General features: G+C 40.9%; 13 protein-coding genes. 7 read left to right on the top strand and 6 right to left on the bottom strand.

Going from position 1 to position 15,377, the window contains the following annotated elements; genetic code table 11:
- The first annotated feature begins 110 nt into the window (after positions 1-110).
- The 3 genes from PQ460_RS01035 (at position 111) to PQ460_RS01025 (ending at position 2,199) form a co-directional block, all read left to right on the top strand.
- On the top strand, positions 111-569 hold the full coding sequence (locus PQ460_RS01035) for a hypothetical protein (RefSeq protein WP_274171471.1): 459 nt from the start codon (positions 111-113) through the stop codon (positions 567-569).
- Between the two features lie 51 nt (positions 570-620).
- Positions 621-1,271 carry a universal stress protein gene (locus PQ460_RS01030; protein WP_273614118.1) on the top strand — a complete coding sequence of 217 codons (651 nt, stop codon included), beginning with the start codon at positions 621-623 and terminating at the stop codon, positions 1,269-1,271.
- A 238-nt stretch (positions 1,272-1,509) separates the two neighbouring features.
- The gene (locus tag PQ460_RS01025) at positions 1,510-2,199 is read left to right on the top strand and encodes an SDR family oxidoreductase (protein ID WP_273614119.1); all 690 of its coding nucleotides are present in this window, start codon (positions 1,510-1,512) and stop codon (positions 2,197-2,199) included.
- Positions 2,200-2,307: 108 nt separating this feature from the next.
- On the opposite strand, the gene PQ460_RS01020 is transcribed toward PQ460_RS01025, so the two are convergent.
- Together PQ460_RS01020 and PQ460_RS01015 are read right to left on the bottom strand one after the other, a co-directional pair.
- A complete protein-coding gene (locus PQ460_RS01020; protein ID WP_274171470.1) occupies positions 2,308-2,604 on the bottom strand; it encodes a hypothetical protein in 297 nt (98 codons plus the stop codon).
- 46 nt (positions 2,605-2,650) lie between these two features.
- A complete protein-coding gene (locus tag PQ460_RS01015) occupies positions 2,651-4,237 on the bottom strand; it encodes a DUF4153 domain-containing protein (protein WP_274171469.1) in 1,587 nt (528 codons plus the stop codon).
- 533 nt (positions 4,238-4,770) lie between these two features.
- On the opposite strand from PQ460_RS01015, the gene PQ460_RS01010 reads away from it, so the two are divergent.
- Positions 4,771-6,636, top strand: a complete 1,866-nt coding sequence (locus tag PQ460_RS01010) for an ABC transporter substrate-binding protein (protein WP_274171468.1) — start codon at positions 4,771-4,773, stop codon at positions 6,634-6,636.
- Between the two features lie 158 nt (positions 6,637-6,794).
- Here the strand turns inward: PQ460_RS01010 and PQ460_RS01005 are convergent, their stop codons facing one another.
- The 3 genes from PQ460_RS01005 to mmuM all read right to left on the bottom strand — a co-directional run bounded on the left by PQ460_RS01005 (position 6,795) and on the right by mmuM (position 10,334).
- Complete coding sequence (locus PQ460_RS01005; protein WP_274171467.1) at positions 6,795-7,799, bottom strand: asparaginase; 1,005 nt, start codon at positions 7,797-7,799, stop codon at positions 6,795-6,797.
- 67 nt (positions 7,800-7,866) lie between these two features.
- Complete coding sequence (locus PQ460_RS01000; RefSeq protein WP_274171466.1) at positions 7,867-9,282, bottom strand: amino acid permease; 1,416 nt, start codon at positions 9,280-9,282, stop codon at positions 7,867-7,869.
- Positions 9,283-9,344: 62 nt separating this feature from the next.
- Positions 9,345-10,334, bottom strand: a complete 990-nt coding sequence (gene mmuM / locus PQ460_RS00995) for a homocysteine S-methyltransferase (RefSeq protein WP_274171465.1) — start codon at positions 10,332-10,334, stop codon at positions 9,345-9,347.
- A 378-nt stretch (positions 10,335-10,712) separates the two neighbouring features.
- Between mmuM and PQ460_RS00990 the strand changes: the two genes are divergently transcribed.
- The 3 genes from PQ460_RS00990 (at position 10,713) to PQ460_RS00980 (ending at position 14,689) form a co-directional block, all read left to right on the top strand.
- Positions 10,713-12,242: an MFS transporter gene (locus PQ460_RS00990; protein ID WP_274171464.1), complete on the top strand. Its 1,530-nt coding sequence runs from the start codon at positions 10,713-10,715 to the stop codon at positions 12,240-12,242.
- 197 nt (positions 12,243-12,439) lie between these two features.
- A complete protein-coding gene (locus PQ460_RS00985) occupies positions 12,440-13,570 on the top strand; it encodes a glycoside hydrolase family 88/105 protein (protein ID WP_273614127.1) in 1,131 nt (376 codons plus the stop codon).
- Positions 13,571-13,735: 165 nt separating this feature from the next.
- Positions 13,736-14,689 (top strand): serine hydrolase domain-containing protein, encoded by a 954-nt coding sequence (locus PQ460_RS00980; RefSeq protein WP_274171463.1) that lies wholly within the window; start codon positions 13,736-13,738, stop codon positions 14,687-14,689.
- Positions 14,690-14,789: 100 nt separating this feature from the next.
- Here PQ460_RS00980 and PQ460_RS00975 read toward each other — a convergent pair whose 3' ends face one another.
- Positions 14,790-15,335: a DinB family protein gene (locus tag PQ460_RS00975; RefSeq protein ID WP_273614129.1), complete on the bottom strand. Its 546-nt coding sequence runs from the start codon at positions 15,333-15,335 to the stop codon at positions 14,790-14,792.
- Between the last annotated feature and the right edge of the window lie 42 nt (positions 15,336-15,377).

The following is a 15,377-nucleotide window of genomic DNA, read 5'->3' as shown; positions in this document are numbered from 1 at the left end:
ACTATGATTGCTAACAATATCTGACATCAAAAAAGTGTGCCGGCTACTGATTTATCTGGTTTTACTGTGTATAGAGATAGCGATTTTATTTGAAGGAGTGTAGATTTGAGATGAGTTTAATTTCGCCGATAGCGCCTGCTAGCAACACTGTATCCACGGTGGATCTGGCTACACATCATATTCATTCGATTGAAGTGTTCCAGTATGATAATCATCTGCTCGCATTACCTGATATGGATGGGTATCTGCATTGTGGGCTGTTAAAAATAGCAAGTCATGGGATTACTGGTTGGGCGGAATATTCGTTTACCGATCAGGTTCAACATTTAGACTTGGTGAAATGGTGCCGGGTATTCTCTACGCTGAAAAAATGCTCGTTACAGCAAGCACAATCTCATATCGATCAACATCATGCTAGCTGGGGAGATGTGCGTAGTCAGGTGATGGTAGAGGCTTTAACTGATCTATGCAATCGACTACAAGATCCGCCCGATGTATGGGCATCTTCTGATATACTGGTGAATCATGCTTTTTTGTTAGATTATACAATCGCGTATTATTCCTTTTAAATAATTATGGTTAATGGATCATAACTACCTCAATAAAGGAGTGTATCTAGCTTGAATTCTGAAAAGATTATGGTCTGTGTGTATTATGGACCCAATGGAGAACGATTGATCAGGCGTGGTATTCATTTATCTCAACTTATTCAGTCTCCACTTTGTGTATTAAGTGTAATCGATCAACCTCTCGATGAAATGGATCAACAACAAGAGAACTATGTAGCGTTATGGCGTAAATTAACAGAAGAAGCTGGCGGTCATTTTGTGCTTTTAGAAAGTAACGGACAAGAAGCGGCTGATATTATTACTTCTACCGCTCAACAACACGATATTACGCAACTTATTATTGGACAATCGGCTCAGACTCGCTGGCAAGAAATTATAAAAGGTTCGATCGTAAACGACCTACTGGAAAAGCTGGGAGCGATCGATCTACATATTGTAGCGGTACAGCGTATGCAAGCCCATCTCGAAGAAACCCATGAACAAGGCGTAGATGTAGACGTGATTCAGACTTCGCGCGGATACGAAATTGCGTATGAGACGCATGGTCGACCGATCATTACAGAAGGTATCTTTTTCAAAGATATGCATACAGACTTCGATAATGGATTGCTCAAATTATGTATCGACGGGCAATATCAATATCTGAAAGTATTTAAAGGCAAGTTGATTGATGAATTGGTATTGGAACCTCATTCGGTGTAATATAGCGACTGTCAATCATATATTCATTACTAGCCTGCAATCCCTTCATCTATCAAAGGGTTGCAGGTAATTTGCTATGCGATCAGGGGTATCAATTGGAATATATTTTGATTATCAAAAATTTATATTCAAAAATGTTGTTAACTATAATCTTTCTCACTGTGCTCCTTACCTAGACATGATAATGTGAAGTTGTTCCCTTCCACTATCTCATATCAATAAAGGAGTTTATTGAATTATGAAAACAGGATTTGTTGTGATTACAGGCGCGTCGTCAAGTATAGGAGAAGCTACTGCCAAACTTTTTATCGCTAAAGGACATAATGTATTGTTACTTTCTCGTCGCGAAGATCGGTTAAAAGCATTTGCTGGTCGTCAGGTGATGAAAGCGATTATTGATATTACAGATCGACCTGCTCTGGATCAAGCGATTGCAGAAGCAGAAGAACATTTCGGTCCGGTCAAAGGGATTGTGAACAATGCAGGTCGAATGTTGCTTGGTGATATTACGACTCAAGATCCAGCAGAATGGCAAGAGATGTATAATACCAATGTCATTGGACTTCTGAATGGGATGCAAGCTGTACTTCCATCAATGATTGAGCAAAAGTCAGGTACTATTATCAATATCAGCTCGATTGCAGGCAAAAAAACATTTGCCGATCATGTCGCTTATGGTGGAACCAAATTTGCTGTTCATTCAATCAGTGAAAATGTACGCGAAGAAGTAGCTCCGCACAACGTACGGGTCGTTACGATCTCTCCTGGATTAACTGAGACCGAGTGGAACGATCAGACGACCGGAGAAAAAGCTAAACTCAACTTAATGCCACAAACGATTGCAGATACGATTTACTTTGCATTCAGTCAGCCTCAAAGTATCAATATTCGTGAGATCGCTCTAGCTCCAACGCAACAACAAAGTTAAGTGTATTGACTATAGATATAAGATCAATGATGGCTCTAGCATAGAACAAACACCATAGACTATATAAAAAAGCCCTCCTTTGATATGGAGAGCTTTTTGCGTTATATATTAATGAGTTTCCCCTACAATCGTCACATCGGCTACATAAGAACCTGCCCATAATAAAAATGTAAATCCTTCTTCTAACGGATCATCGGGATCGGTCAGAAATTGAACTTCTGCATACGTATTCCAAGAATCTGGCAATGATTCTGTAATTCGAATCTGGATATTCCATCCTTCCTCTGTAGGGTCAACGGTAGAAGAATACAAGTCTACATTGAGTTGTTGATCGGTTAACCATTTCTGCTGTGGCAACGAAGTGGGATCTATATTCCATTCGATCAATGCTTGAGTTACCATCATATTTCGCTCCTTTGGTGCTGTAAGATAATATGCTTTTCGATCCAAATTAAGAAGATCCATCGCTACGAAGCGCTCGTATTGCGCGGTAATCTGCCCAGTTAATCGACTGCCAGGATTGTTCTTTTTCAAATAAATAAGCTTTATCCTGACGGAAATAATGCTGAGATGCAGGTAATAGTGTCGCACTTCGCTGTAACAATACAGGAATCGCATCACTGGACAAATTGTTGAGATAATCGAAATCAATCTGTCCTGTCTGTTCATATCGATCTAAATTCTGCACAGCGATAATTCGATCCATCCCTACATAATTCACAACCACATAAGCGGTAAGCGCAAGCACGATATAACATTTGACAAGTGGTACCTTTTTCCAATAGATACGCAAGCCTGCGACCAGTAATAATACACCGAGAAAGATCATAAACGCATGCACAAGAAAACGGGTATACGTATATCCATAAGCTTGTTCATATAAGATAAGACGGGCAAATGCTGAATATAACATCACACCAGAGCAAATCAGTAAAATATACAACATACTATTGTTGATACGGCGCAAGATCAGATTGCTGTCTGCCATATACAAAAGTACACATACCATAATTACAAAGTTCAATGAAGTCACCATGACCAGTTCAACAAATCCACTGCGAGCATACTCTGCATAAGAATGCCCATCTGGAATCTGCCCTTGCCCTGCACCGAATAAGTAAGAGAACTGCACCACTACAAAGAGCACATACACGATATTAATCAAGATCAGTATCGTCGCCATAATAATAGGATCAATGCGTACCGGATCACGCTTAGCAACAGGAGACGCTAATAGCGGTTGCGGTCCATAGACAGGCGGAACAGGTGAAGATAGACCGACTCCAGAGGCAGAAGAAGCTGAACGGGGTAGCGGTTGTTGTCTATAATCAACGACTGGCGGATAGATATAGGGTTGTACAAATCCCCACAAATATCCGAAAAAGATCAGTCCTCCAATCACAATCCATAACACACGAAAACTACCTTCTCCAAACGACAGTCCATCAATCCAATTCGGCAATGTAGATAATAAATTTCCAAATATGCGATCAGCCGATGTTAGCAGACTGATAATAATCAATAGTAGCGGAAAGGCAATCACCAGACCGATCAATATTTTGGTTACGATTTTCTTTTTTTCCTGTTCCATTTTGCCTGTAGCAGCATTTTTGAGTATACGAAAAGGAGTAACCCAATGTCGTACTGCTTGTGGAATCATATGATCCAGTGCGTCGATCAACAGCTTGGGACGATGCCAAGCTAATCTGCGATGACTTAACATATAAGCAAGATGTAAAAAGATCAGACAAGGCACAAACAAAGCATTCAGTACCATAAAGATCGGATTGGTGAACAATCCATATGTGAGCGACAGTAAAATTATAACGGTCATCGCAAAACGGCTAAACCATGATCCTGCACGTAGCTTGTCCCCTGCATAAGTGTACATATACAAGTAGAATAAAAGAATAAATACCGGATACGAAATCCCTAGGCTATGCCCGTAAAATAAATACTGATGAACAGTCGCCAGTCCCAACGCGCCAAGCAAAGCAATCCACGTCCGATGCTTAGCCACGATCAATTTCTCGTACATTTTCGTTCTCCTTTTTGTGGAATTGCATCACTGTAGTAACCTATTTAGCTAACAGATCCTATTTTTCTTATCATCACGCTTACCATCTGTCAGGTTTGTTGTTATTTTTATTGTAGATGATAAAATAAGAAGATAAAGAGAAGAATTATTTTATTAAATTTCCTATTTTAACAAATCAATTTTGATAAAGATATAATTACATATTCACTCAACTTTATTTACTGTCTCAATACATCTTTATAATTCAACTATAACTTACAAACGTAACCTGTATATTTTTTATAAAATCAAATTCTCTAAAATCTACTTTTACGCTTTTTTAAACCTGCCTGCCCCACATTACAATCATTGAGGTGTCTCCATGCTCGGAGCGGAGGGAAAGAAATCGTCCGTAAGAAGCGAAGCGTTCGCCTTTGTAGCCGGATTTTGACCGCTACAGCGGTTATCCAAAAAATCCGGCTACAACAGCGATCGACAGGACGATTCCTTGCCCGAAGCGGTCCCCAGCATGTAACCCAAGGAGTATAATCCCTATGAAATTACATCATCAGTTTTTGTTATTACATTCACAGTATGGTCAGCATAGCGAAGTGCAGATTACATTAGATGAGTTAGCGACTACATTTGAGTGTACCCATCGTAACGCTCTGAATTTAATCACACGAATGACAGAACAAGGATGGATCAAGTGGAGTTCACAACGTGGACGTGGACGACGATCGACACTGACTTTTATTATTCAGCCTGAAGAAATCGCTATTGAGTCGATGATGCAGACGATTCAGCGCAAAGACATTCAGCAGACGTTAACCGAGATTCGGCAATATGCTCAATCCTCTACCTTAGAAAATCGTGTACAAGATTGGCTTTTTGGTTACTTCGGCCCTCATTCCGAAATACAACGCAATCGACAGGTCGATACATTACGGTTACCGATTCGTCAGCAGATTCATACCGTCGATCCGCTATATATGAATTTGCTAGCCGAATCGTTTGTATCCAGTCATATTTTTGATGGATTGGTACGACAAGCTTCACATTCACAGCAGATTATTCCTCATCTTGCACATGCTTGGGAAGTGAATGAACAACGTACAGTATGGACATTTTTTCTACGAAAAGAAGTCATGTTCCATCACGGGCAAATGATGACAGCAGACGATATTGTGTATACATTTCAGCGATTGATGGAGACTTCGCAACCGATGTTATATCGCTTTATCGCCAAACAAATACAGTCTGTACAGGCACTCAACAACAATACAGTGCAGATCATATTGAAGCAACCGAGTGAATTGTTTTTACCTTTTTTGTGTACTAGTCGAGCAGCGATAGTGCCGAACGGATTGAACCGAAGAGGAGAAGAATTATTCGGAGTGAAGCCTAGCGGTACAGGCCCTTTTCGGATGGTCGAAATGAGTAAAGATAACTGTGTGCTAGAAGTGTTTAAACCTCATTTTCAAGGACGGGCGCATCTGGATCAGGTGGAGATTATTCATATCCCATGGAATGTAGCACCCGATCAGCTAGAACAGACTGATCGTCAATCTCCTTTTCATATGATGCATCAGCATACCTCGGGTTCAGCATCAGAACAAGGAGCTTGGAGCCAGATGCATTCCCCTGTAACGGTACGCAAATTCGTCACCTATAATACACGCAAAGAAGGATTACTACGTGATCCGCATATTCGCGCTCATATCAGTCGGTGCCTGCAATATGCACGTGAAGCAGAGTCTTTAGCGATAACCAGCACTATCTTCGAAAATAGTTCCGATCACATCGAAAATTATACAGAAAACAATTCTACTACGAATAATAATACTTCTTCTGCATCTCATGATTCTTTGGATATGAATAGCCGTTCTAACTACAGTTATCCTAAAAAGCTTCATCCTGAACTGGATCAAGCAACGATAGCACAGATCGCCGAGACACCGCTTCGAATCCTCACGATTCCACAATATCGCAAAGATGCACACTGGATTGCAGATACGCTACAGCAAGCAGGATATCAGTGTAATGTGGTATCTACACCTGTCGAACAATTCAAAGGCAGTGTGCGGATGGAATCCGATCTCATCGTCTTTTCACTGACAAGAGATCAAGATGAGCAATTACGATTATTCGATCTCTATCGCACATTAGCCGGTCATGTGGAGCATCATACAGTGATCGATATTGAGCATTTGTTAGAACAGATTCAGCGGCAACCTGATCCGCTTATCCGTACTCAATATTTTCAGCAGATCGAAGATCGATTACTGGCAGAATATCAATTGCATATTTTATATGAAAAGCCTTTTCAGACGACATATCTTCCTTCTGTACGCGGAGTTACTTTTAACAGTCAGGGCTGGGTCGATCTGCGTCATATCTGGTTCCCACCCAAATTATAAAATGTGACTCTATTTAACTTTGACAAAAAAGATATAGCGGTATATGAAAAACCCTGCTTCCTTAGTGATTCAGGAGCAGGGTTTCATTTATTATAGCTTCACTTGTATTCTAGTGTATGATCTAGTATTTCAATGTAACGACTGGACGATTACCTTCTTTATCGAATCGGCATCGTAATCTCATCGACATAATTTGTCGCCATCATTCGCTCTACTTCAGCTGGATGGTCTGTCTGACCAAGCACCCACATCATTTTGGTTGTTAGTGCTTCGGTGGTCATATCGTAGCAAGGGATAACACCTTTTTCGAGTACCTTTTGCCCGACTTCATAGATCGTCAGATCGCCACCTTCATATAGACACTGAGTAGTGACTACAATGCTGATGCCGCTTTTAACCAACTCTTCGATCTTATCGATCAGATTGATTTCTTTGAAAGGTACACCACCCATACCGAATCCCTCAACGATAACTCCTTTATATCCTAACGCTTTGACCGCATCGAAAATATCAGGCTGCATACCAGGAATCAATTTGAGTAGAAATACATTAGGCGAATAATGATCATTGTATACATGCCCTGCTGGACGCTGAGTATGTGGAATCTCATTATAGACAATCGTATCTTCTTCCAAATAACCGATATACGGATGGTTAATACTTTCAAATGCATTGTAACTTTTCGTTCTGACTTTGGAAGCACGTGCTCCATTAATGATTTTGCCATTAAAAACAACGAATACGCCGGATAATTCAGTGGATGCGGTACGGAACGCATCTTTGATATTAATACGTGAATCACTATGCTCTGCCAGTACCGATACTTGAGAACCTGTAATGACCACAGGCTTATCCAGTGCACCTAACATAAAGCTAAGGGCGCTTGCTGTATATGCCATCGTATCTGTTCCATGAGCAATAACAATGCCATCGTAATGAGGCAAATGTTCATGGACGGTCTGAGCAATCGTCACCCATTCTTCCGGCTGAATATTGGTGCTGTCTACACTCATCAAAGTCATCGCTTCAATATTACAAATATCTTTGAGTTCTGGCACAGCGGCAACAATATGTTCTGCGGATTGAGTAGGAGTAAGTCCTCCACCTTGCTCGCCAGAAGAAGAAATAGTACCGCCTGTATTGATAAACAAAATATTTTTCATTAGTGTAAGTCCCTCCGCTGTTCTTTTACCGCTATACTAGCCTTGCTTGCTCATTTCAGTATATCACTCAAAGTGCCTTTTTTCCTCTTCTATTCTGGATATAATATGCCAGATAACACAGCACCATAAAGGCAATTCCACAATAAAAAGCAAGACTTTGATTCGGATCAAAAGCAATACCGATACAAGAAGCAAAACAAAGTACAAATGCAGCAATCGGCACAATCGGATATAGTGGTGTCCGGTACTTCAGCTCGCTAAGATGATGCCCATCACGTACAAATTGACGGCGGAACATGTATTGAGAAGCCGCAATTCCCATCCAGACGACCACGACAGCGAACCCTGATACCGATACTAAGAAAATATAGATCGTGTCCGGCGCAACGACACTGGATAACAGCGATAATCCACCACCAACCATACTGATAATCATCGCGTTCAGTGGAATACCTGATGAAGTCAGACGTGAAAATAAAGAAGGCAACATTTTTTCTTTAGATAACGACCATAACATCCGTGAAGAAGCATATAGCCCTGAATTCGCCGCAGACAATAATGCTGTAATAATCACAAAGTTCATAATATCTGCTGCATATGGAATCCCAATTCGATCAAATACAACAACAAATGGACTTTCGATCACCCCTGCATCTCGCCACGGAATCAACGCAGACAGAACAAAAATTGTACCGACAAAAAAGATAATCAATCTTCCGACTGTTGCTTTGATTGCGCGCGGAATCGTTTTGTCTGGATCTACACTTTCCCCTGCCGCTATCCCGATTAATTCTGTACCTGAAAACGCAAAATTCACTGATAACATCGCCATAAAGATCGGCAAAATTCCGTTCGGAAATAGCCCGCCATCACTGGTGAAATTACTGAATAACGGTGCACCCGCTCCTGCTTCTCGCATCGGAATAACACCAAACACAGCAGCTCCACCTAATATAATAAACAGTAAAATAATAGCGACTTTGATCCCTGAAAACCAGAACTCAGCTTCTGCAAAAAAACGCACTGAAAAAGCATTTAACAGAAACACAAGTAAAGCAAATACGCCACTCCACATCCAGACCGATGTGTCTGGGAACCAGCGCTGCATCAGCAACCCTGCTGCGGTAAATTCAGAACCGAGCGCTACTGTCCATGTTAACCAGTACATCCATGCCACCATATAACCTGTACCCGGCCCGATAAACTTGGCAGCATACGCATGAAAAGCTCCTGTAACCGGCATATGCACCGATAGCTCTCCCAGACATAACATCACTAAATACACAATCACAGCGCCCACTAGATAAGCAAGAATCGTTCCGAGTGGCCCTGCTTGATTGATCGTATAACCGGAACTTAGAAATAACCCTGTGCCGATAACTCCACCCAAAGACAACATCACTAGATGTCGGCTTTTCATTTTCCGCTGAAAAGTACCTTCTTCTGTACCTGTTGCTTCAACTTGCTCTTGCTCTAATGCCATCGTCCCCCGACCTTTCCTAGCTTATCTTCGAAAATAGCAAACCTTTGACAGAGTTTATTACGTTAGTTCAAGATTTCTTTAATTTGAGCAATATCTTGAGGTGTCGTACGACAACAACCGCCGATAAGACGTGCGCCTTTGTTATACCATTGATGTGCTTGTTGCCCGTAATGTTGATCACAAGAGTTACCATGCCATGTTTTGGTCACCGGATCATATTGTTCACCCGAGTTTGGATAGACAACAATAGGCTTATCGGTGCTTGTAGCGATCTGCTCGATCAGTGATGGAATATATTCAAGCGCTGTACAGTTAATACCCACTGCCGCTACTTGCTCATGAGTGTGTAACCATTTTGCACAATCGGCTATACGCTCTCCATTGCTAATATGCTGTTGGTCTTTGGCACTGAAGCTAATCCATGCATAGGAACCCGGGAACTCTTCCAGTACTTTGACGATCGCACGTGCTTCGATCAGGCAAGGAATCGTTTCACAAGCTAAAATATCTGCTCCCGCTTCGATTAATAATTGAATGCGTGGACGATGAAAATCGATCAATTGCTGTTCAGTCAGATCATAGTCTCCTCGATATTCAGAACCATCTGCCAAGAAAGCTCCGTAAGGCCCAACAGAAGCAGCGACAAGTGGCTTAGGACGATCATATTGATCAGTTGGTTGGAGTGTATCGACTGATCCTTCGATCGGTTGCTCTGTACGATATTTTTGCACATAGGTTGCCCAGAACTGGTCTCTAGCTTCTACAGCGATCTGTACCGATTTTTGTATTAAATGAATAGCTTCTTGTTCTGTGTATCCTCTAGCAACAAAGCCTTCGATAGTCGCTTGATAGCTAGCTGTAATCGCACAATCTGCGCCTACTTCAAAATATTGACGATGCACATCTGCGATCAATTCAGGATTTTCAATTAATAATTTGGCAGACCAGAGACTATCATTCAGATCAGCGCCCTGACGCTCTAATTCGGTTGCCATTGCTCCATCCAACACCATAAGCGGAAAGTGTTGCAAAATATATTGTATAGGGTTCATGGTTTACTCCTTTTATGCGGTAATGTGAATGAGTCTGAACGTATTCTAGATGATTATACATCCTTTGTAAACCTTCATCCTACTCTTCAAATACATCTTTTTTAAAAGACCGATGAAAGAGGAAATCAATATCATATACCATTTTAGATATAGATGCTGTAAAAATTATTGTTGTAAGCCTTTTCCTAAATGATGTAGAATAATGTTATTAATTGGTTTATTTATGTGTATTAAGGTTCTTATGGGTTCAAATGGTTATCTAAAAGCTATTGAGATTACAACGAAAGGAGGAAAATGTTAACGTTAACAATTAAGGTAGAGGTAGAGGTACAGATGAGTTACATATGATAGTCATTATAAAGCGAGGTGCCATTCACAATGGAACGAACGATTAAGACACGTCATACACTTGCTTATGGAAGCGGTAACATCTTAGGAAGTGGTGCACTGGCTGTTAGTGGAGCATGGTTATTATACTTTTATACTACTTTTTGCGGACTATCTCCTGTTCAAGCGGCATTAATCTTTTCGATTGCGAGTATTGTTGATGCAGTCAGTAATCCTATTATGGGTTTTGTCAGCGACAATTTCCACCGGACACGACTCGGGCGACGGTTTGGACGACGTAAATTTTTTATTATGCTAGGTATTCCTTTAATGCTAGTCTATCCGTTAATGTGGATGGATGGTTTTGGATTCTGGTATTACTTATCTACCTACGTACTATTTGAATTGATTTATACATCGGTAATGGTTCCTTATGAAGCACTTGCATCAGAAATGACACGTGATTTTGGAGCACGTTCACGTCTCACAGGCTGGAAAGCGATGTTTGGTAAAATGGCGAACTTTGCAGCTGCTTTTATTCCCGGACGCTTTATCGCTGAGTATGGCAAAGATTCACCGTTACCGTTCTTTTATACAGGCTTGGTGTTTGCCGGATTATTGATTGTAGCATTGATCTTTCTGTATAAAAACACATGGGAACGTCCATCCGAAGAATTGCAAAAAGAATTGGCAGATGAAGCTCCACTGTCATTTATCGATTCAATGAAAAAACTGTTTATCGATATTTCTTCAACGTTTCGGGTCAAAACGTTCCGTCATCATTTGGGGATGTATCTAGGTGGATTTTCAGCAGAATGGTTATTCACATCTGCATTTACGTATTTTATTGTATTTTCTTTATTTCAAAGTTCAGAACAAGTATCCAATCTTAACAGCTTTAACTCGGTTATTCAGTTGATCTCTACCTACTTTTTTATCCAATTCTGTGTACGTAAAGGATTCAAAATGCCATTTATTATGGCACTTACGATTGTCTGCTTCAGTGTCGCAGGATACGGTATTCTGTATCTGACTGGTGCTTCTAATATGATGGTCTGGTTGTATGTGATCACGTTATTTATGGGTCTGGGTACAGGCGGTGTCTATTATATTCCATGGAATCAATATACATTTCTAGCGGATGTCGATGAAGCGCTCACCGGACGCAGACGAGAAGGCATCTACGCTGGGATGATGACATTTGCAGGTAAAATGGTTCGAGCTGTCGTCGTATTTATACTCGGCTGGGTATTACAGTACTTTGGCTTTGTCTCCAAAGCATTAACACAACCGGTCAGCGCGCAACATGCTATTTTCGGGGTACTCGTATTTGGAACGATTATTTTAGCGATTGTCGGTATTTTGGCTACACTTGTAATGAAATTGACGATTGATAATCACAAAAAAATGATTGCCGAGATTGATCGACTCAAAGCAGGCGGTTCTATGCAAGACGCTACACCTGAGACACGTACTATTTTTGAACAATTGACTGGATTTGCTTATGAACGCTGTTGGGGACACAATAATGTAGGTTACAAAAACGTTCCTCGCGATCAAAGTATTCCTGTCAAAACATAATAAAAGCGCTTGGGAAAGTATGTACTTCTGTTATCTACACTCAATGCAGTGTACAATAGTGACAGTAAGCAATATCCGCTTAACCAGTCGTTATTTCAACTTTTTCCGCTTTATTATGTAAGCACTTCTATTTACTTATATTCCAATAATAAGTAAATAAAATGCAACACAAATTAATGATTGAGGTGAATAGTGTAATGACAAGTACAGTATACGATGTAGACACGATTCAAAATTGGGCTGCACGAATGAGCGATTCTGTGATGCAGCGTACTCCTGAATTGAAGCACAAATGGGAATACGATAACGGTGTTATTTTCAAAGGAATGGAACTGGTCTACGAGTTAACGCAAGATCACAAATACTTAGATTATATTCGTACTAATATGGACTTTTTTATTGAAGAAGCAGGGGGGATTCGTGGTTATACGGTTGACGAATACAATATTGATCACGTGAACAATGGTAAATTATTATTCCCTCTGTATCGTGCAACCGGTGAAGAGCGGTATCGTATCGCCGCAGATCTGCTACGTCAGCAATTGATGAATCATCCACGTACCAGTGAAGGCGCATTCTGGCATAAGCAAATTTATCCGTACCAAATCTGGTTAGATGGGCTGTATATGGGTGCTCCATTCTACGCCGAATATATTCGTGAATTTGCCGATATCAAAGACTATAGCGATGTAACGCAACAATTCAAATTATGCTATCAACATACACGTGATCCACAGACAGGACTGCTCTATCACGCATGGGATGAGAAAAAAGAGCAACCGTGGTGTGATCCTGAAACAGGGCTATCCAAAAATTTCTGGGGACGTTCAATCGGCTGGTTTGTGATGGCATTGGTTGATGTACTGGATATTTTGCCAGAAGATCATGAAGATCGGGATGCTATTATTCAGATGCTTACAGAGACGATGGAAGCATTGATGAAAGTACAAGATCAAGAGAGTGGTGTGTTTTATCAAGTTCTGAATTTGCCAGATGCGAAAGGCAATTATCTAGAATCGTCTGCTTCTTGTATGATTCTGTATGCTGTTACCAAAGGACTACGTAAAGGCTATCTACCCGAACGCTATCGTGTCAAAATGGAGCAGATTCGCAACGGAATTATTGAGGAATTTATCACGATTACCGAAGAAGGTCTGATCAATCTGAATAAAACTTGTCAGGTTGCTGGTCTTGGTGGTAAAGACAAACGCGATGGCACCTATGCTTACTATATTAGCGAACCGATTATCTGTAACGATCCCAAAGGAATCGGTGCTTTTATTCTAGCGATGGCTGAAGTAGAACTGTTGAACCAACCTGTGAAATAAATAGAATTAGCAGATAGAACACTAATAAGATCTACTTTCCGATCTATAAAAGATAGTCCTATCGAACAAGCGCTGTGAAGCTGTAACGATTCTGTTATCGCTTCACAACGCTTGTTTTTGTTTTATGATGAGAAGAGCAATGATCTCAAAGGAGGTACCATTTCTATGAAATTGATCGATACTGCACCGCTTGTCTCTCAACTGACTGAGCGAGAATTATATAGTTGTCTGATCGTCCAACAGGGCATGCAAATTTTAGATTATTATCGTGAGCCTGATCAAAAAGAGATTCCACTCAAAATCAATTCCTGTACCAAAAGTATATTGTCTAGCCTGGTGAGTATTGCGATTGATCAAGGCATTATGCCTGCGCCAGATACAGCGATCTCTTCTTTTTTTCCACAGCTTCATCAAGACCCTGATCCACGTAAAGCTCAAATTACGATCGAGCAGTTACTTACGATGTCTGCTGGATTCAACTGGACTGAATTTGGAGGACAACATTCATTTCCTACAATGAGCAAAACGTCCAATTGGATTGAATTTGTACTGTCACAACCGCTTGTTCATGAGCCTGGCACCGTGATGGAATACAATTCAGGTTGTTCGCAGTTGTTAGCGACGATTCTAGCACGCACGTCAGGGCAATCGGTAGCTTCTTTTGCTGAACAGCATCTATTTGCACCATTGGGTATTACTCATTATATCTGGGAGACTGATCCGCAAGGTGTACATACAGGTGGATTTGGACTGCAACTACCTCCAGCAGCGATGCTACAATTTGGATTGTTGTATTTACATGAAGGGCAAGTAAACGGGGAAGCTTTGATTCAATCATCTACTGTACGACATGCTACAAGCCCGCTAATCGCTGTAGATAGTCCGCAAAAAGCACATTACGGTTGGCACTGGTGGCATTCTTCTTTTACATTGGACAGCCGGCCCAAAGTCGATATTCCATATTATTATGCGCTAGGGTTCGGCGGACAGTACATTGTCGTTGTGCCTTCTTATGAGCTAGTCGTTACAGTATCAGCAGACCGATTCAAACGCAAGCGTACACCGCTTGATGTATTTCGTGATTTTGTAGTGCCTTTGCTAGAAGAACAAGATGTATAATCATGGCACTTAGCGTATACATGTGATAAATAAAATATACAAAAACACGACTACGATTATAGGCAGTCGTGTTTTTGCTATTTCGATATTATTAAACTTGTTATACTGTCATTCCCAAAAATTGATCCAATCGATTTTTTTGAAGCCAGTGATGACGGTAGTGCATATCAATAATCGTAAACCATTCCTGAGCGTTTAAATGCCCAAAGCGTGGATGAGCCACTGTATATTGTGGATTCACTGTTGCTAAAAGAGGCTCTATATTCTGCATACGTGCACGCACTTGTTCTAATCCTTCTAGCAATTCAGCTTTGGTAGAAGGTTGTGTAGGTGTATAGAATGGAGAAGCTGGAACCTGTACACGAATAGGTGGAAAATTGCCTAATTCCAGTATTGCTTCCCCTGCATAGGTTTTGTAGTTCACTTCGGTAATCTCTTCTTCTGCTTGCTGACGCTTGATACAGGTATCAATATTGGCAAGATGCATCTGTTGCGCCGATTGTATCAAATGATTGTACATTTGACCGAGTGACCATTGTTCTGCCTCAGGTTGTAACGTTAACTGTTCGATACTATACGGTTCCAACGCTTGAATATACTGATCGACTTCCTGTTCAAATTGTTGCAGTACCTTTTTCGTATCCATCAATATCTTCTCCTTGGGCGCTTCACGATCTGAAGTAGCGAT

Origin of the sequence: Paenibacillus sp. KACC 21273 (assembly GCF_028736095.1) — a bacterium.
Taxonomy (GTDB): domain Bacteria; phylum Bacillota; class Bacilli; order Paenibacillales; family Paenibacillaceae; genus Saccharibacillus; species Saccharibacillus kyungheensis.
This window is presented reverse-complemented; position numbering and strand designations above follow the sequence as displayed.